Here is a 24,638-nt window from a genome sequence, read left to right as displayed (position 1 = left end):
AACCAGGTTGCTTTTTTGTCGTATTTCGCAAAGAACGGGATATCCACAAGGTCGGGATTTCTACACTGAAGAAAACGCAGAACAAAAACTTTTTCACCCTGCACCTCCGTGATGCCCAGGATCTGAATCTTTCCCGGGTTCGCACTCATACTGGGACCGCGGACCGTGCGACACACACCGCTCACGCTGCGGTAAGCTTTCCGGAAAATATTCCACGCTTTCTCCAGGGGGACATCGAAAAAAGCTTTCGAGCCGGTATCACGGGCCACGAACATGTAATAAGGGATTAGCCCGAGCCTGACCTGTTCTTTCCACATGTCGGCCCATACAACGGGATCGTCATTGATATGCCTGAGCAAGGGGGATTGGGTCCTGATCTGTGCCCCGGTATTCTGAATCCTTTGAATTGCCTGTTTTACCGCGTCGGTAGATAGTTCTACCGGATGGTTGAAATGCGCCTGAAAAGCAAGATGCTTGCCGGCCTTCTTCACCTTTTCAAAAAGACGCAGCATATCGTCGGCATCTTTGTCTGTCAAAAAACGATAAGGCCAATAGGATAACGTTTTGGACCCGATGCGAATGTTGCGGATATGGGCAAACTCTTTTGTAAGAAGCGGCTCGATGTATGCCGACATGATGCTGGCCTTAGCCGTGAGCGGATCGCCTCCCGTAAAAAGGACATCCGAGACCCGGGTATGTTTGCGCAAATAGCGATGAAGCAAATCGGCTTCTTTCATTGCAAACTTCAGTTCATTCATACCGGAAAACTGGGGCCATCGGAAGCAGAAAGTACAATAGGCGTGGCACGTTTGCCCCTGGCTTGGGAAAAACAACACCGTCTCCCGGTATTTGTGTTGCATACCGTGCAATTTTATCCCATCTATAGCAGGCACGTTATGCTCCTGGCCTGCAGGGTTGGGGTTTAGCTTCATCCTGATTTCATAGATCTTCTTTTTCAATCCCTCTTCGTCATTCTCATCCATCAGCTTCTTCACCTGGCTGTAATGGGTTTTGGAAAGCATCTCTTTCCGGGGAAAGGTAAGGGTATAAATTGGATCGTCCGGCACGTTTTGCCAATTGATCAGCTCCTCAACCACATAGTTGTTCGACTTAAACGGCAACACCTGACCTACAACGCCGATTGCTTCCCGCTCCTCTGCGGTCAATGCGTTCAGTTGGGGCAAATCATTGTAATTACGAAGAATAAAGTTTCTGTATTTTATAGTTTCCATTTGCATAATATATAACTTATTTTTAAGTGAACTGCACGGGGTAAAGGGGGATTCGCTGCTAATAAAAGCGAAAAGGAGAATGAATATTTTTGCAGTTTGGATAACAAATAAAAGAAAAAAGTAGCAAAAAGACAAAATTTTTTATACATTTTCACTTTTTTTCTGATAATAAAAAACACTTTGAATGTTTTTTATCGCTATAGCAAGTTTTTTTTGTATATCATCCATTTTTAAAAATATAATGTGTATTTTTGCAGTCTGATGAAAACATTATTTTCACATACACACTTCCGCAAAGCAACAGACCTGGTCCGACGATGCTTTTAATCTTTGCAGGCAGTCTCACGTCTGTACTTTTCCTTTTTTCATTATGCGCCAAGAGGCGTTTTTCAACAACCCGCTAATTTTTTATTTTGTTTTAGGATGAATGTAGATATTCATATAGCCAACAGCAGCTACGTCACTTATGCACAAGAGATCTGTGATTTGATTTACGAATCGGCACAGGCACGCGGTACGGGCATCGCTAAACGCAGTGCCGAATACGTAGCAGAGAAGATAGAAGCAGGAAAAGCAGTGATCGCCCTCGATGGCGATAAGCTGGTGGGCTTTGCGTACATAGAGACGTTCAGTCACCAGCGGTTTGTAGCCAATTCCGGGTTGGTGGTGCACCCCGACTACCGGAATCAGGGACTGGCAAAGAAGATCAAACGGAAGATCTTTGATCTATCGCGCAAACTATACCCCAATGCCAAAATATTCAGCATCACTACGGGACTGGCTGTAATGAAGATGAATACGGAGCTGGGATTTAAACCGGTTACCTTCTCGGAACTAACCAACGACGATGAGTTTTGGAAAGGCTGTCAGGGTTGCAGAAATTACGATATTCTGCAGCGCAATAATTACAAGATGTGTCTTTGCACCGGACTTTTATATGATCCGAAAGCACAGCCTGTGCAACAAGCAAGTCCCTTCGCGAAAAAAATTGTAAAGCCGGTTATCAAAGTAAGAAAAAACAACAAATTATTCAAGAAATGAAACAAAAAGTAGTTCTGGCATTCAGTGGCGGACTCGACACGTCGTTCTGTGTGCCTTACCTTATGAACGAGAGAGGACTGGAAGTACACACCGTGATTGTAAACACGGGAGGTTTTTCAGAAGAAGAGGCTCAACGCATTGAAGAACGTGCTCTTACGCTGGGTGCGACCTCGCACACCTGCATTGATGCGGTGGATGACTATTATTCGCGGGGCATCCGTTACCTGATTTTCGGGAATGTGTTAAAAAACAACACCTATCCACTTTCAGTAAGCTCAGAGCGCTTTTTTCAGGCAATGGCAGTCTTGGATCATGTAAAAAAGACGGGAGCTGATTTTGTGGCACACGGGAGCACCGGTGCCGGTAATGACCAGGTGCGGTTCGACCTGGTATTTGAAGTGCTGGCCCCCCAGGTAAAGATCATTGCTCCCATCCGCGAGCTGGCCCTGACACGTCAGCAGGAGATCGACTATCTGAAAGAAAAAGGATTCGATTTTTCCTGGGAAAAATCAAAGTATTCCATCAACCAGGGAATCTGGGGTACCAGCGTGGGTGGCGTGGAAACGCTCAAGTCGTCGGGTGTGTTGCCGGAAGAGGCCTATCCGTCACAGGTTACGAACCATGGTACGCAACGCATCACCCTTGGATTTGAAAAGGGAGAAGCGATCTTGCTGAACGGCGAAAAAATGACTCCTGTCGCTCTGATCCATCAACTCCACCATATTGCATCACAGTATGGCATCGGCCGTGATGTCCATGTGGGCGATACCATCATCGGCACAAAAGGGCGTGTTGCTTTTGAAGCGCCTGCCCCTCTGATCCTTATCAAGGCACATCACCTGCTGGAGAAACACGTGCTAACCAAGCAACAGCTTTATTGGAAAGATCAACTCTCCAATTGGTACGGGCAGTTGATGCACGAGGCCCAGTACCTGGAGCCGGTGATGCGCAACATAGAGACTTTCCTTACCGACACGCAACAGTTTGTGACCGGCGAGGTGGAAGTGGAACTGCGACCCTATCACTTTGCAGTACTGGGCTGCTCCAGTGATTACGACCTGATGAGTTCACGGTTCGGAGAATACGGCGAATCCAATAAATCTTTTTCCGGAGAGGATGTGGTAGGATTCACAAAGGTGACTGCCAATCCATTGAAAATTTACTATACCATTCACGACAATGATAAACGTTAGCATAGCAGGCGGGACAGGATATACAGCGGGTGAGTTGTTACGCATCCTGCTTCGTCACCCTCATGTAAATATTGAATCGGTGATCAGCACCACCTCAGTGGGCAAACCGGTCGCCGAAGTACACCGTGACTTGTTGGGAGAAACCGATCTGCTGTACAGCGATACTTTCCTAAATCCCGATGTGCTCTTTCTATGCCTGGGACATGGATTATCCCGTGCCTTCCTGGAGGAAAACAGGATTCCGGAAAAGTGCAAGATCATCGACCTGGGCAATGATTTCCGGAACAAACCGGTTTATGGCAACAGGGAATTTGTCTTTGGCCTGTGCGAACTGAACCGGGAACTTATTCGCCGTGCCGGTAATGTGGCCAACCCGGGGTGTTTTGCGACAACCATCATGCTTGCCTTGTTGCCGCTGGCGGATAAGGACCTGTTGACAGACGAGGTACACGTTCACGCGATAACCGGTTCCACAGGTGCCGGTAAACGACCCGGAGAAACCACTCACTTCAGTTACCGCGACAACAACATTTCCGTATACAAACCATTCACTCACCAACATCTTGAAGAGATTGGACACACGCTGGTTAAAGCCGGCAACAGCAGTCTTCCCCGAATTAACTTTGTCCCCATGCGGGGTGATTTTACCAGGGGCATCTTCGCCAGCATTTACACAAAATGGCACGGGAGCATGACTGCTGCAGAAACAGTTTCTTTCTATAAAGATTATTTCGCGGCTTCTCCCTTTGTGTTTGTTTCGGAAGAGCCCATCAGCCTGAAAGAGGTGGTAAATACCAACAAATGTTTGCTGCACATTGAATTTCACAATGGCTACATCCACATAACATCCGTCACCGACAATCTGGTAAAAGGAGCATCGGGGCAGGCGGTACAGAATATGAACCTGATGTTCGGTCTGGAAGAGACGACGGGATTGAAGCTAAAAGGAAGTGCTTTTTAATGATGCGAAAATGGGATAACCCGGATGCAAAAAAAATGATAAATCAGTAAATCAGTAAGAAACAAAATGAACCTATTTGACGTATACAGCTTATGGAACATTGAGCCGGTAAAGGCAAAGGGTTGTCGCGTATGGGACAGTAAGGGGATAGAATATCTCGATTTATATGGCGGTCATGCCGTGATCTCCATCGGCCATTCCCATCCAACCTACGTGAAAGCACTGCAAAATCAGGTTGCGGAAATCGGTTTCTACTCCAACTCGGTACAAAACTCGCTGCAACAGGAGCTTGCTCAGAAACTGGGCGAACAAAGCGGTTACCCCGACTATTCGCTATTCCTGTGCAACTCAGGTGCCGAAGCCAACGAGAACGCACTCAAGCTGGCATCCTTTCACACCGGGAAAAGACGTGTGATCGCTTTTAAAGAGGCTTTTCACGGCCGTACCTCGGGTGCGGTAGCCGTCACCGACAACCCCAACATCCAGTCGTTATTCAACAAAGGACACGACGTGGTCTTTGTTCCTTTGAACGATATAAATGCAGTAGAAGATGAACTTCGCAAAGAGGATGTCGCTGCCGTGATTATTGAAGGAATACAGGGAGTGGCAGGTATCTATGTGCCCGAAAGCAACTTCCTGCAGCAGTTGGAATCGCTCTGCAAACAGTACAACACAGTGCTTATTCTCGATGAAATTCAATCGGGTTACGGACGCACGGGCCACTTTTTCGCTCATCAGCCAGCAGGCATTAAGCCCCATCTGATTACAATGGCCAAGGGAATGGGCAATGGATTCCCGATTGGCGGTGTGCTGATTTCTCCCCATTTTGAAGCAAAAAAGGGAATGCTCGGCACCACCTTTGGCGGAAATCATCTGGCTTGCGCAGCGGCCATTGCCGTGCTGGATGTGATGAAAGAAGAGTCACTGTTGCTAAACGCCGCCCGAATGGGAGATTACCTGAAAAATCAACTCGGCCTCATCAGCGTCATTACGGAAATACGCGGGTGCGGACTGATGCTGGGAATCGAATTCATGCCGGAATATGCTTCCGTGCGCAACCAGTTGTTGTTCGAAAGCCACATCTTTACAGGCGGGGCAAAAAACAATGTCATGCGCCTCTTGCCCCCACTAACGATATCAAAATCGGAAATTGATTTTTTTATCAGAGAGTTAAAGAAATTAACCGATTAATTAATCACCCATCGCGGAGACTTTCTGTCCGTGGCAAGTCGGTTGTCTCCGGTTATAAAAAGTCAGAAAAATGAAAAAATTCACTTCTGTTCAAGATATAGGTAACCTCAAAGTGGCTTTGGAGAAGGCAAAATGGATAAAAGAAAACCCTTTTGCCGATCAGGAGCTGGGAAAAAACAAGACCCTACTGCTCATCTTCTTCAACTCAAGCCTCCGTACGCGACTGAGTACTCAGAAGGCGGGGCTTAACCTGGGCATGAACGTGATTGTACTCGACATCAATCAAGGAGCCTGGAAACTGGAGACAGAGAGAGGAGTAATCATGGATGGCGACAAGCCGGAGCATATCCTGGAGGCAATTCCTGTGATGGGGTCCTACTGCGATGTGATTGGGGTGCGCTCTTTCGCTCAGTTCAAAAACAAAGAGGAGGACTACAATGAAGTCATTTTAAATCAATTTATTCAACATTCTGGAAAACCGGTATTCAGCATGGAAGCGGCGACAAGGCATCCGTTGCAGAGCTTTGCAGACCTGATTACCATTGAAGAGTATAAAAAGAAGCCTCGCCCTAAAGTAGTGCTTACCTGGGCACCGCATCCGCGTGCCCTCCCACAGGCAGTACCCAACTCCTTTGCCGAATGGATGAACGCTGCCGGCTACGAATTTGTGATCACCCACCCCGAAGGATATGAGTTGGACGAACAGTTTGTGGGTAACGCCACTGTGGAATACGACAAAGAGAAGGCCTACCGGGATGCCGATTTTATTTATGCCAAAAACTGGGCGGCCTACCGTGACCCGAACTATGGGAAGATATTGAATACAGACCGCTCCTGGACGGTGGACAAACAAAAGATGGGACTGACAAACAATGCTTATTTTATGCACTGTCTGCCTGTACGCCGCAACATGATCGTGACCGACGAAGTGATAGAGAGCGAACAATCTATCGTGATACCGGAAGCAGCGAACAGGGTGGTTTCAGCACAAACAGTATTGAAAGAGATACTACTTGGAATGTGATAACACTAGATTCAATATTAGTGTTGAAAACGAATTATTACTATGGTGGTAAAAGATAAAGAAAGGAAAGAGGAGCGCCTCTCCATTGTAAAAATAGGAGGAAACATCGTAGATGATCCGGAACTTCTGGAGTCGTTCCTATGCGATTTTCACCGGCTGGAGGGACGGAAACTGCTGGTGCACGGCGGGGGCGTGATGGCTTCCAAAATGGCAGTGGAGTTAGGTATCGAAACTAAAATGATACAAGGACGCCGCATCACCGATGCCGACACTCTAAAACTGGTCACCATGGTTTATGCCGGATGGATCAATAAAAACATGGTAGCGTCCCTCCAAAAAATTGGGTGCAACGCCATCGGGCTCTCGGGTGCAGATGGTAATACCATTCCAGCATTGCGGCGATCACCGGTCCCGGTAGACTACGGGTTTGTGGGAGACCCGGATCCGGAAAAGGTGAATGCACACTTTATATCACAACTGATTGAGGCCGGCATCACGCCTGTTTTTTGTGCCATCACCCACGATGGCAATGGTTCTTTGTTGAACACCAATGCCGACACGATCGCCTATTCCGTGGCAACAGCCCTATCGGAAATCTACGAGACTTCGCTCTATTATTGTTTCGAGAAAGAGGGTGTGCTGATGGATATGACCGACCCCGACAGCCTGATTCGAACCATGAACCGTGAAGAGTGTGAAGTATACAGACAGCAGGGTGTCATTGCCGACGGCATGATTCCGAAACTGGATAATTCTTTTCGCGCCATTGAAAAAGGCGTGAAGGAGGTGATCATCCTCCATGCAAAAAATTTGTTGTTAAAAAAAGGGACTGTCCTGGTTGAAAATCAGCCCGGATCGAAACAAAAACAGCACCCCGGTACTTTGTAATCAATCTGACTCAATCTTATCGGTCTCCAATGAATAAAAAACAGCTGCTTAGAGCTACAGAACTGCTGAGAAAACTGGTTTCCATCCCCTCCTTTTCGGGAGAGGAAGAGAAGAGGAGCAGTTATCTGGAACAGTTCTTTCACGAGAAAGGAATTGTCGTGGAACGCATCGGGAACAACCTGGTCGTGCGACAGCCTCATCCTGACAGAGCAAAGCCAACACTGATGCTCAACTCTCACCTCGATACTGTTCAACCGGCCTCTACCTATTCTTTTGATCCTTTCATTCCGCCCGTTTCGGACACCTACGTTTACGGACTTGGGAGCAACGATGCCGGTGCTAGTGTGGCTGCCATGACAGAGGCTTTTCTTCACTTCTACGATAAAAATCTCCCGTTCAATCTTATCCTGGCACTGTCCACAGAAGAAGAGAACTCGGGTGCACACGGCATGCGGATGTTGTGGGAGAAGCTTCGCGGGGAGGTGGACATGGCCATCATTGGCGAGCCTACCGGTATGAGAGCAGCCGTGGCCGAGCGTGGATTGCTGGTGATCGATGGCGAATCGAAGGGTATTAGCGGACATGCGGCAAGGGAAGAAGGCGTAAATGCCCTCTACGTTGCACTGGAAGATATTGACGTGCTGCGGTCGGTAAAATTCCCCAAAATATCTTCTGTCATGGGAGAGGTAAAGCTAACCGTGACACAGATACATGCCGGCACCCAGCATAACGTTGTGCCCGACCGATGCAACTTCGTAGTCGATATTCGTCCCACGGAGATGTACACGAATCAGGAGATCATGGACATGCTGCAGCCAAAGACAAAGAGCACCCTGCAAGCACGCTCGCTGGTCAACCGAAGCTCTGCGACACCAACAGGCCACCCGCTATACCAATGCGCGAAACGATTGGGCATTGAGACCTACACCTCGCCCACAACGTCCGACTGGATGCGGATTACCTGTCCTGCCCTGAAGATGGGTCCAGGCGAATCGGCAAGGTCACATCAGGCCGATGAATATATTCTGATTAAGGAATTGGGAACAGGTATTCACGGATACATTGAATTTATTACACAGCTGAAAACAAACTAATGAAGGATACCTTCTAACCAACTGACAACTGTAAATTATGGCAAAAATTTGGGATAAAGGCTTCGATGCAAATCAACAGGTAGAAGCATTCACGGTGGGGAACGACCGGGAGCTGGACCTTCGTCTGGCAAAACATGATATTCTGGGCTCGATGGCTCACATCAAAATGCTGGTAAAAATTGGCCTGCTGGAAGAAGAAGAGGAAGCTGCACTTCGAACCGAGCTGCAAAACATCCTGTCAGAGGTGGAGAAAGGCAATTTCCGTCTCGACGATGATGCCGAAGACATCCATTCCCAGATTGAAGCGATGCTGACAGAGCGACTGGGCGATGTGGGCAAAAAAATCCATTCAGGACGTTCCCGTAATGACCAAGTGCTGGTGGATATCAAACTTTTTCTCAAAGAGGAGATTTGCCAAATAAAGGAGGAGGTACTTCGGTTGTTTGATCTATTGCAATCTCTTAGCGAAAAGCATAAAGATACGCTTCTGCCGGGGTACACCCACGCACAAATAGCAATGCCTTCTTCTTTTGGCCTATGGTTTGGTGCCTATGCCGAAACGTTGGTTGATGATATGCAGACACTTGCTGCCGCCTGGAAGGTGGCAGATCAAAACCCGCTGGGTTCTGCCGCCGGCTATGGGAGCTCCTTCCCGCTGGACAGAGAAATGACAACGAGCGAACTGGGCTTTGCCACCATGAGCTACAACGTGGTCGCCGCCCAGATGGGACGTGGAAAGACCGAGCGTATTCTCGCCCAAAGCATGGCCAACATTGCCTTCACTCTCAACAAGCTGGCAACAGACAACTGCATGTACCTCTCCGGTAATTACGGCTTCATCTCCTACCCCGAAGAATTGACAACAGGGTCGAGCATCATGCCGCACAAGAAGAACCCCGACGTATGGGAGCTGATTCGCGCCCACAGCAATCGCCTACAGAGCCTTCCCAATGAAATTACGGTGATGACCACCAACATGCCGCACGGATATCACCGCGACTATCAGTTGCTGAAAGAGGTGCTCTTCCCGGCTATCGAGACATTACATACAGTGCTAAAAATGTCCTGTTTTATGCTGGAACGCATCTCGGTCAACCGGGATATACTCTCCGACCCACGGTATGAATACCTATTTACCGTGGAAGAAGTGAACAAACGCGTGCTCCGGGGTATTCCTTTCAGAGAAGCCTATCAGCAGGTAGGGAAAGAGGTACAGCAAGGCAGTTTCCATGCAGAAAAGAAGGTACATCACTCCCACCCTGGAAGTATCGGTAATCTTTGTACAGAGGAGATCAGAGAAAAAATGGAGTCGGCTTCGCTGGCAATCCAACAAAAAAAAGGATGAAATCATTCCCTTGACTCCATCCCCTTTCTGTGATTTTTTAAAGGAGGCTTAATGCTGGTGTGCCCCGCCACCAGCCAGGATATCATGCACAGCTTCCACACTATGGGTGTAATCCACATAAGCATCAACATACCGGCGTCCTTCTTCAACTGAATTATCCTTCACTTTGTAGAGAGCAGCCACTTTGTTATACTTCTCCTGCAACTGTGAATTCACGTGTTTATTGAGTGCTTTCAACAGCGACCCAAAATCGCCTGTTGCCAGTGCTTTATCACTCATGACGGTAATGGGAGCAGTTGTTCCGGCAGGTTTCAATCCTGTAAAAGGAGCACCCTCCATTTCGCGATGAAGTCGGACAAATGTTTCATAGAAATGTTTTTTCACAATCTCATACACTTCCTGATCACCGCCTTTCAGGGAGTAAGTCTTGTGAAACAGTGCAACCACCTCGGATTCATCTTCTGCACTGATCCATTTTTTAATCAAATCTACGTTGTTAGTTTCCAAAGCCTTGGATGCATCTACAAGGGCAGGCCCATCGTAAGAATCGCAATGCGCCGAAGCAGGTTGAATATTTACCAATGAGAAAATAGCAAACAGCGATAAAAGGAGTGCTGATTTTAGCAGTTTGCTTCTTAATGAGTCATTTTTTGATTTCATAACGCATATTTTTTTTGATTGTCAGTTTTACTAATTTTGTTGTATATTTATCGATTATTCGCTTCCGGATTTTCCGGTCAATGAACGTGTGTCGTCCAAATCGTTTTTTTGTTTTCTCTTTTTGTACTACAAAGGTACCGTTCGAAAAAACGAAAAATTGTCACCCTGGAGACAGCTGCAGACATTTCAGATTATTTAACAAAGCAATAATAACCAAGCGTTTTTTTAATGTTTAACTACATAATCATCTTATTGTATGGATAAAGACAGGCATAACTTCGGGGAGAACCGGAGACACTCTCATAGTCATTTGCACCATTTGCTGGAAAATAAGGTGTCCGCAGATCATGGTCACGACGAATTATCGCTTCACATGCATCACCACGATAAGGAATTATCCTATTGCCCATTGTTCAAGGGATTGTCGCAGGGCGAACATGATCAGTTTCTTGACAGAAATGTAAAGGAAGTGCTTACCTACAAGAAAGGGGAGACCATTGTACTGCAGGGAGAACCCATACGTTCGGTGATGTTACTGGTACAAGGGAGTGTGCGAACGGAAATGATAACCATGGAAGGAAATGTATTGAACATTGACATCCTGGAAGCGGTGATCCCCCTTGCTCCTGCTTTTATTTACGGTGCAAAAAAGAGCTACCCCGTGGATGTGATTGCTGCAGAACCTTGTGTTTTTTTGAAAATATCAAAGGATGCCTGGCTTAACGAGATGGCAGGCAACAAGCAGTTGCTGACCAATTTCCTGACAATGAATGCCGACCTTACCTTTTTCCTGACCAACAAGCTGCAAATGATCTCCCTGAAAAGCCTGAGAAAAAAGCTGGCTACTTTTTTCCTGGAGAAAACCACGGTTGAACAAGACTCTTTCACCCTGAAACGCTCCCGCACGCAGCTGGCAGAGTATTTCGGCGTACAACGTCAGTCACTAGCCAGATCGCTGAAGGAGATGGAAGACGACGGCATTATACTGCTGAAAGGTCGCACGGTGAAAGTGCTCGACCGAAACCGGCTGATCAGAGAATAAACACTATTTCACTACCATTTTGTTACCTACTTCGGGCAATTTTTCGTACTTTTGTGGAGAATACATTTTATTATGAAATTGTATCCTGATCATTATTGGAAAAACCAAAACTTTACACACAAACAATGAATTTACTCGAAAGCATGACCGAGCGGGCAAAGAAGGACAAACAGCGCATTGTCCTGCCGGAAGGTACGGAGACACGGACATTACGTGCTGCTGATCAATTGTTGCGCGATGGTATTGCAGACATCATCCTGCTGGGAAATCCGACCGAGATCCATGCACTGGCAGATCAGTTTAAGCTGGTTAATATTTCTCGTGCGCAGATCACAGATCCAAAGAATCATGTGAAAAAAGAAACCTACAAAAACCTTTTGCTGGAATTGCGTAAAAAAAAGGGAATGACTCCGGAACAGGCAGCACTACTTGTGGAAGACCCTCTTTACCTGGCCTGTCTGATGATCAAAAATGGCGATGCCGACGGTGAAATTGCCGGCGCACAAAACACTACGGGCGATGTATTACGCCCTGCTTTGCAGATCATTAAGACCTTACCCGGTGTTAAAGTAGTCTCGGGGGCCTTCATTATGTATACACAAACGCCACAGTACGGTGAAAACGGCATCCTCCTGTTTGCTGATTGTGCGGTGATGCCCAATCCCACTGCCGAAGAGCTTGCTTCTATTGCTGTTGCCTCGGCACAAACAATGAAGAGCCTGGTGGGTGCAGAACCGAAGGTGGCAATGCTCAGCTTTTCCACAAAAGGAAGTGCAGAACATGAGATGATCGACAAAGTGCGTGAGGCCACCCGTATTGCAAAAGAGACCAGTCCTTCCCTGTTGATCGACGGGGAACTGCAGGCCGATGCCGCACTCGTACCGGCTGTGGGTGCAAGCAAAGCACCGGGAAGTCTTATTGCCGGGAAAGCCAATGTGCTAGTTTTCCCTACGCTTGAGTCAGGGAATATTGGCTACAAGCTGGTGCAGCGATTAGGAAACGCCGAAGCCGTGGGGCCTGTATTGCAAGGTATGGCAGCCCCCGTCAACGATCTGTCGCGCGGCTGTTCGGTAGACGACATCTACAAGATGGTGGTTATCGCTGCCAATCAAGCCATTGGAATGAAACAAGATAATTAACAGTATTATAAGTAAAATGATTATAGATTCAATTGAAAAATACGGGCTTACTATCACTGCCGAGAGTAAAAACAAGCCACTATTCTCAAAAATCGGAGTCGTGGGTGCCGGCAAGGAGGGAAGGACCATCATTCACATGACTGCAACAGCAGGCATGGACGTGGTCTTCCTGGATGAATCACAGGAGCGGATCAATTATGTGATGAACGAATTGGGTAAAGTGATGGATCAGAAAATCAGCAGCTGGGGATTAACCCCCTCGGAAAAGAAGATCATCATGAACCGCATCACTCCAACATTGGCATACGAAGACTTTGAGGGATGTGATCTGGTCATTGAGTGTACCCGGTATTCAGAGAGCGGGCGAAGGAGTACGCCACTACGAAAGAACATCTTCAAAAAATTGGAAGAGGTGCTGGATACCGATTCCATCATTGCCACAAACGGATCCACCGTAATCATCAGTGAGCTGGCTGCAGACCTCGACCACAAAGAACGCTGTGTAAGTCTCTACTTCCCGGTCTCGCACCCTGATGCCCGCATCCTGGAAATTTCAAAGGGGATGTATACATCGGAAGAGGTTTATCAGAAGATGGAGATCTTTGCCAAACTTATCAACTACAAACCACATCGTATCAACGAAAGCAACGGAAATGTAAGCCTGCGTCTTCTGGCAACCATGCTGAACGAAGCCTGTCAGATGCTGCTCGAGAGAGTCAGCTCCATGGAAGATATTGAAGAGACCCTCACCATCATCTACGGGCAACGTTACGGAATTTTCCGCATGGCAGATATCGTCGGCATTGAACGACTGGTTACCCTTATGGAGGCAATGTTCAACGATTTCGGCGAGAAGCATTATAAACCCAATCCGCTACTCTGGAAACTATACAGGTCCAACCAGCTGGGCGTGCGTACAGGAAAAGGGTTTTACGAATACGATGAAAACGGTAATCCTGTCTCAATAAATAAAACGGTGTTTAATTAAGGAGAATAACAACAGCATGAAGATATTGGTTTTAAATTGCGGAAGTTCGTCCATCAAATACAAGCTTTTCGAGATGGAAAGCAAAGAGGTCGTTGCTCAGGGAGGTATTGAAAAAATTGGGATGAAAGGTTCGTTCCTCAAGCTCACATTACCCGACGGGCAAAAGGTGATGCTCGAAGGTGAAATTCTTGAACACCGTGCCGGCATTGAATATATCCTGGGTGTATTGCTCAGCGAGAAATATGGCTGCATCAAATCACTCGACGAGATACAAGCTGTGGGACACCGGGTGGTTCATGGAGGTGAGCGTTTCAACTCAAGCGTGTTGATCACCGACGAGGTGATTGAGATGCTGAACGAGTGCATTGAGCTGGCTCCTTTGCACAATCCACCCAACCTGAAAGGCATTTATGCCATCCAGGAGCTGATGCCCGATACACCGCAGGTAGGAGTCTTTGATACGGCCTTCCATCAGACTATGCCCGATTATGCCTATATGTATGGCATACCCTACTCGTTGTACGAAAAATACGGCATCCGTCGCTATGGGTTCCATGGAACCAGCCACCGATATGTATCCAGGAGAGCTTGCGATTTTCTGGGCGTTCCCTATGAAAAGCAACGCATCATCACGGCACACATCGGCAATGGCGGTTCGGTCACTGCCATTAAAAATGGAAAATCAATTGACACGAGCATGGGAATGACACCTGTAGAAGGCCTCATCATGGGTACCCGTTCGGGCGATGTGGATCCCGGGGTAATTTCCTATATCATGGAAAAAGAACATATGGGTACCAAGGGTATTTCTACTTTACTGAACAAATTCTCCGGTGTACTCGGTATTTCAGGTATTTCATCCGATATGCGGGAAATACAGGCTGCCATTGTCAATGGCAACAATCGGGCCCAACTGGCCATGAACACCTACAACTACCGCATCAAAAAATATGTGGGATCGTATGCCGCTATTTTGGGCGGCGTGGATGTTCTCGTGTTTACGGGTGGCGTGGGAGAGAATCAGGCTGAAACCCGCAGCTATGTGTGTAAAAACATGGAATTTATGGGCATTGAACTGGATGAGGAGCTGAACGATTCAGTACGTGCCAAGGAGGTGGTTATCAGCAAGCCTTCTTCAAAAGTAAAGGTAGTGATCATTCCCACCGATGAGGAACTCACCATTGCCAGAGACACGGTAGAGATACTGCAACATAATAACTGACAGATTACCGGCAAACTGCCAAGTGCCGTCCATGGAGACTAACTCTCTGGGACGGCATTTTTTATTTCTCAGCCTTTGTCCTGAGAAATGTTGTTTACGCATACTGTACTTTATTTTCAGGACGAGACAACAGCCTCAAATCACAGACAGATTTACCGGGGAATATCGTAGTGATAAAAACGGATGGAGAACGGAAAATCCAGCAATTTGTCAATTGAAAAGGGCTGACTCACTAGTGAGCCAGCCCCTATTTTGATTACCTGAATGCAGCTGTTTTTATTCTGCAACCACTTCGAAGGGAATTTCAACAGAAACCTCTTTGTGAAGCTTGGCAATGGCTTTATAGCTGCCTACCTCTTTTACCTGATCTTTAATCAGAATAAGTTTTCTATCCAGTTCAAAACCTTTCTCCTTTAATGCATCGGCAATCTGTATGTTGGTCACCGATCCAAAAATGGTACCCGTGGAGCTTGTTTTTGCACCAATGGTCAGCGACACACCTTCCAGCTTATCGGCAATGGCCTGTGCGTCAGCCTTTATTTGCGCCAGCTTATGAGCACGCTGTTTTTGGTTCTCTGCAAGTACCTTTTTAGCAGATTCACTGGCAATAACGGCTTTTCCCTGGGGAATAAGGAAATTTCGCGCATATCCTTTTTTCACATTCACTACATCATCCTTGTAGCCTAAATTCAGTATATCTTCTTTCAATATTACTTCCATGTCTATTCCTCCTTCTTATTTCATTAAATCGGTCACGTACGGAAGCAAGGCGATATGACGTGCTCTCTTTACTGCTTGCGCTATACGGCGTTGAAACTTCAATGATGTACCTGTAATTCTTCTCGGCAAAATTTTACCCTGTTCGTTCAGGAACTTTTTCAGGAATTCGGGATCCTTATAATCGATGTATTTGATACCGTTCTTTTTGAAGCGGCAATATTTTTTCTTTTTCACATCTACTGACAGGGGCGTCAGGTATCTAATTTCTGATTGTTTGGCCATTACTTAATCCTCCTTTTCATTTGATTCTACTTCTGTTTCAACCACTTCTGCCTTTTGCGGCTTCCTTGATTTCACATTCTCTGCAGCCTGTGCATGAGCTTCCTGTTTCTTGCCGCCTTTGTTGTTTCTCCTCTTCCCGGCATATTCCAATGCAAATTTATCCTGTTTCACGGTTAAGAAACGGATCACACGTTCGTCGCGACGGAAGTTGACTTCCAACTTATCAATCACCGAAGGCTCAGCATTAAATTCGAGGAAAGTGTAAAACCCGGTAGTTTTCTTGTCGATGGGATATGCCAGCTTGCGCAGTCCCCAGTCTTCTTCGTTGACAATTTCAGCCCCTTGCTCTGTGAGGAGGTTCTTGAATTTTTCAACCGCTTCCTTCATCTGAGCATCAGACAAAACGGGAGTCAAAATGAAAACGGTTTCGTAATTATTCATACTAAATTAATTATTAATACATTAAATAAATTAAACACATTTTTTCGAGCGGCAAAGATACAACAAATTATCTAACTATCAAAGTCCTGCCTATATTAACTTTCAATGAAAGATCGTTTTTTTCTTTGGCCGGCTGGTCATCAACTTTTTCGTTGTACATTTGTTTATTAGACATCAACAAGCAGTAGCGTAATGAAGAAAACAACCAACCAGGCGCTGGTAATTTTTGGCGCCTCCGGCGACCTCACATATAGGAAACTGATTCCTGCAGTATTTGATCTCTATATGAATGGTTCGCTCCCGGAAGGATATGCCGTATTGGGAGTAAGCAGAACAGACCTCACAGACAATCAGTTCCGGAAGAAGATGAAAGAGGGCATAAAGCTATTTGCCCATTATAAAAATGCAGTCACAGAGAAGATTCATGATTTTCTTTCCATGCTTCATTACCTGAGCATCGACACAGGTAAGGGAGAAGAATACATACATGTGAAAGAGAAGCTGAACTCGTTGAACAGGAAGCTTAATCTAGGACAAAACTATATTTTTTACCTCTCCACTCCTCCTTCACTTTACACCTCCATACCCAAGTATTTATACGGACAGGGACTTACGCTACAACAAAAGGGATTCAGGAGGATTATCATTGAAAAGCCGTTCGGTCATGATCTGTTATCAGCCATCGAGCTGAATGAGCAACTGCAGGAGTTCTTCAGTGAGGATCAAATATACCGTATAGATCACTACCTGGGTAAGGAAACGGTGCAGAACCTGATGGTGACCCGTTTTGCCAATGGCATATATGAACCGCTCTGGAACCGCAACTTCATTCAGCACGTGGAAATCACCGCGGCTGAGAGCATTGGCGTGGAGGACAGAGGAGGCTACTATGACCATTCGGGCGCGTTGCGTGACATGGTACAGAATCATCTCCTACAGGTACTATCGCTGGTGGCGATGGAACCACCGGCCAAAATAAGCCCGGAGGAAATACGGTACGAAAAGATGAAAGTCTTCCGTTCGTTACGTCCTTTCAGCAAGAACGATCTGAAAAAGAATGTAATTCGCGGTCAGTACACCGACGCCACCGTCCGGGGAAAACAGTACAACGGCTACCGCGATGAAAGGAATGTGGATAAACATTCGCGCACCGAAACGTATGTCGCCATGAAGATCTTCATCGACAACTGGCGCTGGCAGGGTGTTCCCTTTTACATCCGCACCGGCAAACGATTGCCGACAAACGTCACGGAAGTGGTGATTCATTTCAAACCCTCTCCCCAAAGGTTGTTCAAGTCGGCCGATGATTCCGGGAACTCAGACAACCAGCTTATCCTTCGTATTCAGCCCGACGAAGGCATCCTGCTGAAAACAGGGATGAAGGTTCCGGGAAGCGGATATGAGGTAAAGTCGGTGAACATGGACTTCCACTATACAGAACTGAACGATCATTATATTCCCAGTGCCTACGAAAGATTGATTCTCGACTGCATGACCGGCGACAACATGCTTTACATGAGCAGCGAAGCGGCCGAAGAAACCTGGAAGTTTGTACAGCCGGTTCTCAATTATTGGGAAAACGACAAGGAGGCACCGCTTCACGGATATCCATCCGGTTCATGGGGCCCCGATGTAGCCGACGACCTCATTGAAGGGAAAGAAAACACCTGGCGCTATCCCTGCAAAAATCTGGCAGAAGATGGTGTTTACTGTGAATTATAACTACCCAAACAAGCCGATACGTTTCTTGCTACATAATGACCAATATATGGGAAGAGGAAATAAATTGGCCGCCAACTAATACGTTACAGCTACGAAATGGACATACAGATATTCCAGACAACCGACGACCTGAACCGCTCCTTCACGGAGTGGCTGAAAGAAATAACGACAAAAAAGGAGATCATGACCATTGCCCTCTCAGGCGGCTCCACCCCCAAGTCTCTTTTCGATTATTGGGCGAGCCTGCCATCGGGGGAAATAGAATGGGCAAAAATAAAATTTTTCTGGGGCGACGAGCGCTGCGTGCCTCCCACCGATGAGGAAAGCAACTACAACATGACAAAGAAGCATCTTTTCGACTTTGTGCCCATACCACCGGAGCACATCTTTCGCATCCAGGGGGAAAACGACCCCATTGCAGAAGCCAAACGGTATGGAAAAACACTGAGTCACGAACTGGAAAGCATGAACGGCACACCCACTTTCGATATCATGATGCTGGGCATGGGTGATGACGGGCATACCGCTTCAATTTTCCCCCATCAAATAGATTTATGGCATAGCAGCAACAACTGCGTAACTGCAGCCCACCCCGTAAGTGGACAGACAAGGGTAAGCCTATCGGGCAAGGTAATCAACTCCGCCCGGAATGTGGCATTTCTGGTCACCGGCGCAAACAAAGCCGATAAGGTGAAAGAGATTATCGACCGTCCGGAACAGGCTGAAAAAAAATATCCAGCCGCACTGGTACGACCAGATTCGGGAAATCTCGTTTGGTTCCTGGATGAAGAGGCTGCCCAAGAGCTGACAGGAAGGGAGTAATTACCGAACCGGTTTTATCTTGTAATCGCAGGACACCTTTCCCTTTTCCATACTGGAGAGCTTGCTTTTGATCATTCTTTTGCGAAGGGGTGAAATCTTATCCACAAACAGGATTCCGTCGAGGTGATCATATTCATGTTGTATCACACGGGCCATGAACCCTACATAGGTTTCATCACAGGGCTGCAGGTTTTCATCGAGATAAGATATCCGTATTTTGTCTTCACGTGGTACCTTTTCGTGAATGCCCGGGATACTGAGGCAGCCCTCCTCCACCAACAACTCTTCGCCGCTGCGCTCCGTGATGTGTGCATTGATAAACACTTTTTTAAAATCTTTGAACTCCGGGCTCTCTTCGCTGGCCAGAGGCGACAGGTCCACAACAAAAATGCGTACGTCCAGGCCTACCTGAGGTGCAGCAAGGCCAACGCCATCTGCCAGATACATGGTTTCAAACATGTTGTCTACAAGTTCATTCAATTGTGGATATGTTTGCGGCTCAATATCCCGGGCTACCTTGCGCAATACCGGCTGGCCGAAAATATAAATGGGTAAAATCATAATCTCATTCTTTTGCTTTCCATATACCCCTGTAAAATGATGGTGGCGCTTATCTCATCTACCAGTGCCTTGTTCCGACGGTCTTTCTTTTTCAGTCCGCCATCAATCATTGTTTGCTGCGCCATCTTGGATGAAAACCGCTCATCGAAATACTCGACCGGGATATGGGGATAGACTTTCCTCAGCCTGTTCACAAAAGGCTCCACCCGCCTCATGTTCTCCGACGGTTCGTTATTCATCTGTTTGGGCAGGCCCACAACAATACAGGAGACCTCCTCTTTTTGGAGGTATGTTTCTAAAAAATCGAACAATCCGGATGTCTCCACCGTTGCGAGACCATTGGCGATAATTTGCAGCGGATCGCTTACGGCAATCCCTGTACGTTTTTTCCCGTAATCGATAGATAGCAGCCGTGCCATAATTATTTACGGAGTATCGAAAGTTCGTTTGCGTAACTCAAAATCGCGTCCCAGGTATTTCTCCCTGACCACAGGATTGGCTGCCAGCTCTTCAGCAGTACCCTGAAACAAGACCTTTCCCTCAAAAAGCAGATAAGCCCTGTCTGTTATACTCAGCGTTTCATCCACATTATGGTCGGTAATGAGAATGCCGATATTTCTGAACTTCAATTGCGCAACAATGGATTGAATATCCTGTACCGCAATGGGGTCGATACCGGCAAACGGTTCATCGAGCATGATAAACTTCGGGTCGATCGCCAAACAACGGGCAATCTCGGCACGACGTCGTTCCCCCCCCGACAGACGGTCGCCGAGGTTCCTTCTCACTTTCTGAAGGCCAAACTCTTCGATCAGAGTCTCAAGCTTCTCCTTTTGCGCCCGGGACGACATATCGGTAAACTCCAACACCGATTTAATGTTATCCTCCACCGTCATTTTCCGGAATATGGATGCTTCCTGGGCAAGGTACCCAATACCATTCTGAGCTCGTTTGAAAACAGGATAACCCGTGATATTCTGTTTACCGATAAAGATTTCGCCCTCGTTGGGCACTATCAGCCCAACGGTCATGTAGAACGTGGTTGTCTTACCAGCTCCGTTGGGGCCAAGCAATCCCACGATCTCTCCCTGTTTCACATTGATAGAGACATGATTTACCACAGTCCGCTTGCCATATTTCTTTACCAGATTTTCCGTGCGCAACATCAGCGGTTCTTCCTGTTGCACCGTTTCACCCGGAGAAGCAACGAGCACTTCTGCATCAAGGGAGGGCGATCTATCATCTACACGTCTGTCCATGAGTTCGGAAATTTCCACAAAGGTACGAAAAAGTTGGTATTTTACACTGTAGATGTGAGCACAATCGCGGCTTTTTCCATTTCTCCGTCCACGGGCGGGTGCATCTTCGCCACGCTTACCGTGATCGCTGAGAGCTGTGGATAGTTCTCCTCAAGCTTACTGAAAATACGGCCGGCTACATGTTCCAGCAATTGGGATGAAATCTTCATTTCTGTTTTTACCAAATCGAACACATCGGCATAATTAATTGTATTATTCACGTTATCTGTGATGCATGCAGTCGCAATATTGGCTTCCAGCGTCAGGTTCACGATATATTCACTTCCAATTACTGTTTCCTGGGGTAACACGCCATGATATGCATAAAAACGCATGTTGCTGAGTTCGATGGTTGTCTTCATTTGTCTGTTATTCCTCACATTTTATAATAGTCGGGAAAGGCGAAAGCCGGCGGTCCTACCCGACAGAGAGCCCCGTACATTTAACCTGTTCATCCCTCTTTTAGGTTCAAATATAAGAACAAATTTATTACATTTGTTGTTTTATAAGCTAAATCATTGAGGAAATGAAGACAAATGAAATTCCCGATAGGCTTTCGGCCTTAAGACAATTCATGGAAGAAAAGAATCTGGATGCTTTTATCATCCCCAGTACCGACGCCCATATGAGTGAATATCCCCCCAAGCATTGGGAATCCAGAAAATGGATCAGCGGCTTCACAGGCTCAGCCGGCACAGCCGTGGTAACCAGGAAGCAGGCGGGCGTGTGGACCGATTCTCGTTATTTTCTTCAGGCTGCAAACGAATTGGCCAATACGGGGTTTGATTTGTTTAAGATGGGCCAGGCCGACACACCCGACATGGCCGACTGGATCATTGCACAGGTTGGACAGGGAGGCTCAGTAGGGATTGACGGACTGGTGTTTTCCGCCTCCGGGGCAAATGCACTGAAAGACAAACTCACCACAAAGAAGATCAGGCTGGAGACCACCTTCGATCCGTTCTCGGAAATACAGGACGACCGGCCCGGGATTCCCAAAAACAAAGTGTTCATTCTCCCCGACGAAATATCCGGAGAATCGGTGAAGAGCAAAATTGAACGGATCAATGCCGGCTTAAAGGAAGTGGAGGCAGACGGACTCATCCTGGCTACCCTCGATGCCGTAGCCTGGACCTTCAACCTTAGGGGAAACGACGTAGATTATAACCCGGTGGCTGTAGCATATGGATATGTTTCGGAAAAAGAGACGATATTGTTTATTGATCCGGAAAAGCTGACGGATGAGGATATCAGGATTTATGCGGACCAAGGCATTTTGATCCGGGGTTACCAGGATATATTTGACTATGTGGCGCATCTTCCCGAAAACAGCAGTGTGTGCATTACAAGTAATAAGATCAATTACAGACTCTGGCAAACCATCCCTGCTTCATGCCGGATTGCAGACATCCCTTCCCCCGTAGATTTAATGAAGAGCATTAAAAACGAAACGGAACTAAACGGCTTCCGCAACGCAATGGTCAAAGACGGCGTAGCTTTGGTGAAGTTTTACATGTGGCTTGAGAAGGCGGTTCCTGCCGGAGAAGTGAACGAGGTGACTGTGGAAGAGAAATTGCTCGAATTCCGTTCTCAACAGGATCTTTTTGTGGGAGAAAGCTTCGGCACCATTGCCGGTTACGGCCGCAACGGTGCCGTCATTCATTATCATGCTGTTCCCGAAACCTGTCTGAAAGTCAAACCTGAGGGGTTGTTGCTAATCGACTCGGGAGGACAATACAAAGACGGCACCACCGATATTACCCGCACAGTAGCTGTGGGGAAACTCACCAAACAGATGAAAGCCGATTATACTAACGTATTGAAGGGACATATTGCTCTCGCCACTGCAATATTTCCTGAGGGCACACGTGGATCACAGCTCGACATCCTTGCCAGAAAGGCTTTATGGGACAACGGCCTGACCTACTGGCATGGCACAGGACATGGCATCGGGCATTTCCTGAACGTACACGAAGGGCCGCAAAGTATCCGTCTGGAAGAGAACCCCACCCAACTAAAACCGGGAATGGTTACGTCCAACGAGCCGGGCATCTACCGAGCGGGAGAATATGGCATCCGCATCGAAAACCTGATCGTAACACGGGAATATCAACAAACGGAAGAGTTTGGCACGTTCTATAATTTTGAGACCATTACCCTTTGCCCGATCGACACGAAGCCAATTGTGAAGAAGCTCCTGACCAAAAAAGAAACCAAGTGGATCAACAGTTACCACAAAATGGTATTTGACAAGCTCAAAAAGCACCTGGGCAAAGAAGAAAAGGAATGGCTGAAAAATAAAACAAAATCTATTTAATGGCTCTTATCAAATCAGTCAGGGGATTCACCCCTCAATTCGGAGAGAATTGCTATCTGGCAGAGAACGCCACCATTATCGGCGATGTAATTATTGGCAACGACTGTAGTATATGGTATAATGCCGTATTGAGGGGAGATGTAAACTCCATCCGCCTTGGCGACCGTGTAAATGTACAGGATGGTACAGTTATCCACACCCTTTATCAAAAATCGGTTTCAGTCATTGGCGACGATGTTTCCATAGGCCACAACGTGGTGATTCACGGGGCAAAGATTGAGAACGGCGCGCTTATCGGGATGGGCGCCATTGTACTCGATCATGCTGTGGTGGGTGAAGGAGCCATCATTGCAGCCGGTGCGGTGGTATTGAGCGGCACTCAGGTAGAACCGGGCAGCATCTATGCAGGTGTTCCGGCCAAATTTGTGAAGAAAGTCGATCTCTCCCAGTCCAAAGAGATGAACCAAAAGATTGCCAATAACTATCTGATGTATGCCGGATGGTTTAAAGAAGGAGAAGAGGAGGAGGGGAGCAATTCCAGTTCACACGGGTAGTTAATTACTGAGGAGTTATGACCTCGGGCCTGCCATCGGGCAAAAAGGGAGAGCGTTCTATAGTTAAGACGTTCTCCCTTTTGGATTATAGACGTTGCGATTTACGTTAGTCCTTCAACACACCCGAGATATATTCATTGCCAACAGCATCGATCATGACAGCCGGTTGATCAGCTTTCGTGAGAGAGGCACTTTCCATGGGTCTCAGCTCATACGTGTGAACGGGATTGTACTTCATGGTCCAAAGAAACGGGAAGAGAAAGAAAATCCCACCAATGATGGCACCCACATCGGCACTTTCGTTTCTCGACAACATAGTGTACAACGGCTCATACCCCTCTTTTTCAAGACGTACCTCGGTTGTACTTCCTACAATCTTGGTGTCGGAATAGGAGTAAGGGGTCACCCCTTTGTATTCGCCATTCATATACACCTTGGCTCCACTCGGATTTGATTGAATCAATGTGTTACTTGAACAACTGGCAAATAATACTGCTACAGCCACTAACAATGCGGCAGATTTCATGAAGAAAGGATTCTTGGACATATTGATTATTTTTAAGTGAATATGTTCCGCAAAGATAGATTTATTTTCACAATCTCACATAACTTCACTACACTTTTTCTCTTTCATATTTACCTGAAGAATTACAAGAAGCAGGTTCGATTTTTTTTCATTTATTAACTCACAAAACTGTAACTTTTTTCACATTTCCCATCTTACGATAAAACCATATCCGGCCCCGATGCTCACAAGTTTCATTCATCGGGTCGCAAAATTCAATTTGTCATGAGATATCTCTTATTATTAATTTTAATCTTCTCCTTCGTACACACAGAGGCGCAACAACAATCCCGCTTCCGCGTCGGAATTGAATATGGCTCGTATAAGATGGCGGGC

Annotated in this window: 25 protein-coding genes and 1 pseudogene; 16 read left to right on the top strand and 10 right to left on the bottom strand. The window is 46.8% G+C overall.

Going from position 1 to position 24,638, the window contains the following annotated elements:
* A partial coding sequence (locus B3Z75_RS03630) for a KamA family radical SAM protein (RefSeq protein ID WP_294067859.1) occupies nt 1-1,232 on the bottom strand: 1,232 nt, incomplete at its 3' end.
* 423 nt (nt 1,233-1,655) lie between these two features.
* Here B3Z75_RS03630 and B3Z75_RS03625 point away from each other — a divergent pair.
* From B3Z75_RS03625 to argH, 8 genes are all read left to right on the top strand, one after another.
* The gene (locus B3Z75_RS03625; protein WP_294067856.1) at nt 1,656-2,273 is read left to right on the top strand and encodes a GNAT family N-acetyltransferase; all 618 of its coding nucleotides are present in this window, start codon (nt 1,656-1,658) and stop codon (nt 2,271-2,273) included.
* Complete coding sequence (gene argG / locus B3Z75_RS03620) at nt 2,270-3,466, top strand: argininosuccinate synthase (protein ID WP_294067854.1); 1,197 nt, start codon at nt 2,270-2,272, stop codon at nt 3,464-3,466. The genes B3Z75_RS03625 and argG overlap by 4 nt, the downstream gene beginning before the upstream one ends.
* Nucleotides 3,453-4,427 (top strand): N-acetyl-gamma-glutamyl-phosphate reductase, encoded by a 975-nt coding sequence (gene argC, locus B3Z75_RS03615; RefSeq protein WP_294067852.1) that lies wholly within the window; start codon nt 3,453-3,455, stop codon nt 4,425-4,427. Before argG ends, argC begins: the two co-directional genes overlap by 14 nt.
* 66 nt (nt 4,428-4,493) lie before the next feature.
* Nucleotides 4,494-5,618, top strand: coding sequence for an aspartate aminotransferase family protein (locus tag B3Z75_RS03610; RefSeq protein WP_294067850.1), 1,125 nt, complete (start codon nt 4,494-4,496; stop codon nt 5,616-5,618).
* A 70-nt stretch (nt 5,619-5,688) separates the two neighbouring features.
* Nucleotides 5,689-6,642: an N-acetylornithine carbamoyltransferase gene (locus B3Z75_RS03605; RefSeq protein ID WP_294067848.1), complete on the top strand. Its 954-nt coding sequence runs from the start codon at nt 5,689-5,691 to the stop codon at nt 6,640-6,642.
* Between the two features lie 42 nt (nt 6,643-6,684).
* Nucleotides 6,685-7,530 (top strand): acetylglutamate kinase, encoded by an 846-nt coding sequence (gene argB, locus B3Z75_RS03600; protein WP_294067846.1) that lies wholly within the window; start codon nt 6,685-6,687, stop codon nt 7,528-7,530.
* A gap of 29 nt (nt 7,531-7,559) precedes the next feature.
* Nucleotides 7,560-8,624, top strand: a complete 1,065-nt coding sequence (locus tag B3Z75_RS03595) for a M20/M25/M40 family metallo-hydrolase (protein WP_294067844.1) — start codon at nt 7,560-7,562, stop codon at nt 8,622-8,624.
* A gap of 37 nt (nt 8,625-8,661) precedes the next feature.
* Nucleotides 8,662-9,969, top strand: a complete 1,308-nt coding sequence (argH, locus tag B3Z75_RS03590; protein ID WP_294067842.1) for an argininosuccinate lyase — start codon at nt 8,662-8,664, stop codon at nt 9,967-9,969.
* A gap of 48 nt (nt 9,970-10,017) precedes the next feature.
* Here the strand turns inward: argH and B3Z75_RS03585 are convergent, their stop codons facing one another.
* Complete coding sequence (locus B3Z75_RS03585) at nt 10,018-10,629, bottom strand: DUF6448 family protein (RefSeq protein ID WP_294067840.1); 612 nt, start codon at nt 10,627-10,629, stop codon at nt 10,018-10,020.
* Between the two features lie 256 nt (nt 10,630-10,885).
* Here B3Z75_RS03585 and B3Z75_RS03580 point away from each other — a divergent pair, with 256 nt between their 5' ends.
* From B3Z75_RS03580 to B3Z75_RS03565, 4 genes are all read left to right on the top strand, one after another.
* Entirely contained in the window at nt 10,886-11,671 is a 786-nt protein-coding gene (locus B3Z75_RS03580) for a Crp/Fnr family transcriptional regulator (protein ID WP_294067838.1), read from the top strand.
* Between the two features lie 125 nt (nt 11,672-11,796).
* Nucleotides 11,797-12,810, top strand: coding sequence for a phosphate acetyltransferase (gene pta / locus B3Z75_RS03575; RefSeq protein WP_294067836.1), 1,014 nt, complete (start codon nt 11,797-11,799; stop codon nt 12,808-12,810).
* Nucleotides 12,811-12,826: 16 nt separating this feature from the next.
* Nucleotides 12,827-13,798, top strand: a complete 972-nt coding sequence (locus tag B3Z75_RS03570) for a 3-hydroxyacyl-CoA dehydrogenase family protein (RefSeq protein ID WP_294067834.1) — start codon at nt 12,827-12,829, stop codon at nt 13,796-13,798.
* 16 nt (nt 13,799-13,814) lie between these two features.
* Nucleotides 13,815-15,020 (top strand): acetate/propionate family kinase, encoded by a 1,206-nt coding sequence (locus tag B3Z75_RS03565; protein ID WP_294067832.1) that lies wholly within the window; start codon nt 13,815-13,817, stop codon nt 15,018-15,020.
* Nucleotides 15,021-15,296: 276 nt separating this feature from the next.
* On the opposite strand, the gene rplI is transcribed toward B3Z75_RS03565, so the two are convergent.
* The 3 genes and pseudogenes from rplI to rpsF all read right to left on the bottom strand — a co-directional run.
* Nucleotides 15,297-15,740 carry a 50S ribosomal protein L9 gene (rplI, locus tag B3Z75_RS03560; RefSeq protein WP_294067830.1) on the bottom strand — a complete coding sequence of 148 codons (444 nt, stop codon included), beginning with the start codon at nt 15,738-15,740 and terminating at the stop codon, nt 15,297-15,299.
* A gap of 15 nt (nt 15,741-15,755) precedes the next feature.
* A complete protein-coding gene (rpsR, locus tag B3Z75_RS03555) occupies nt 15,756-16,022 on the bottom strand; it encodes a 30S ribosomal protein S18 (RefSeq protein WP_286860266.1) in 267 nt (88 codons plus the stop codon).
* Between the two features lie 105 nt (nt 16,023-16,127).
* Nucleotides 16,128-16,463 (bottom strand): annotated as a pseudogene (rpsF, locus tag B3Z75_RS03550) (30S ribosomal protein S6); the annotation flags it as partial.
* A gap of 192 nt (nt 16,464-16,655) precedes the next feature.
* Here rpsF and zwf point away from each other — a divergent pair.
* Complete coding sequence (gene zwf / locus B3Z75_RS03545; RefSeq protein WP_294067825.1) at nt 16,656-18,185, top strand: glucose-6-phosphate dehydrogenase; 1,530 nt, start codon at nt 16,656-16,658, stop codon at nt 18,183-18,185.
* A 96-nt stretch (nt 18,186-18,281) separates the two neighbouring features.
* On the top strand, nt 18,282-19,007 hold the full coding sequence (gene pgl, locus B3Z75_RS03540; protein ID WP_294067823.1) for a 6-phosphogluconolactonase: 726 nt from the start codon (nt 18,282-18,284) through the stop codon (nt 19,005-19,007).
* On the opposite strand, the gene def is transcribed toward pgl, so the two are convergent.
* The 4 genes from def to folB all read right to left on the bottom strand — a co-directional run bounded on the left by def (nt 19,008) and on the right by folB (nt 21,228).
* Nucleotides 19,008-19,568, bottom strand: a complete 561-nt coding sequence (gene def, locus B3Z75_RS03535; protein ID WP_294067821.1) for a peptide deformylase — start codon at nt 19,566-19,568, stop codon at nt 19,008-19,010.
* Nucleotides 19,565-19,987 (bottom strand): Holliday junction resolvase RuvX, encoded by a 423-nt coding sequence (ruvX, locus tag B3Z75_RS03530; RefSeq protein ID WP_294067819.1) that lies wholly within the window; start codon nt 19,985-19,987, stop codon nt 19,565-19,567. The genes def and ruvX overlap by 4 nt, the downstream gene beginning before the upstream one ends.
* Nucleotides 19,988-19,993: 6 nt before the next feature.
* Complete coding sequence (lptB, locus tag B3Z75_RS03525) at nt 19,994-20,734, bottom strand: LPS export ABC transporter ATP-binding protein (RefSeq protein WP_414702855.1); 741 nt, start codon at nt 20,732-20,734, stop codon at nt 19,994-19,996.
* Nucleotides 20,735-20,868: 134 nt separating this feature from the next.
* Nucleotides 20,869-21,228, bottom strand: coding sequence for a dihydroneopterin aldolase (folB, locus tag B3Z75_RS03520; RefSeq protein WP_294067817.1), 360 nt, complete (start codon nt 21,226-21,228; stop codon nt 20,869-20,871).
* Between the two features lie 164 nt (nt 21,229-21,392).
* Here folB and B3Z75_RS03515 point away from each other — a divergent pair, with 164 nt between their 5' ends.
* Together B3Z75_RS03515 and B3Z75_RS03510 are read left to right on the top strand one after the other, a co-directional pair.
* The gene (locus B3Z75_RS03515; protein ID WP_294067816.1) at nt 21,393-23,183 is read left to right on the top strand and encodes an aminopeptidase P family protein; all 1,791 of its coding nucleotides are present in this window, start codon (nt 21,393-21,395) and stop codon (nt 23,181-23,183) included.
* The gene (locus B3Z75_RS03510) at nt 23,183-23,737 is read left to right on the top strand and encodes a gamma carbonic anhydrase family protein (protein ID WP_294067814.1); all 555 of its coding nucleotides are present in this window, start codon (nt 23,183-23,185) and stop codon (nt 23,735-23,737) included. Before B3Z75_RS03515 ends, B3Z75_RS03510 begins: the two co-directional genes overlap by 1 nt.
* A 106-nt stretch (nt 23,738-23,843) precedes the next feature.
* Here the strand turns inward: B3Z75_RS03510 and B3Z75_RS03505 are convergent, their stop codons facing one another.
* Entirely contained in the window at nt 23,844-24,284 is a 441-nt protein-coding gene (locus tag B3Z75_RS03505; protein WP_294067812.1) for a PEGA domain-containing protein, read from the bottom strand.
* Nucleotides 24,285-24,638: the final 354 nt, after the last annotated feature.

It is taken from the genome of Proteiniphilum sp. UBA1028 (assembly GCF_002316955.1).
In the GTDB taxonomy this organism is placed as follows: Bacteria; Bacteroidota; Bacteroidia; order Bacteroidales; family Dysgonomonadaceae; genus Proteiniphilum.
This window is presented reverse-complemented; position numbering and strand designations above follow the sequence as displayed.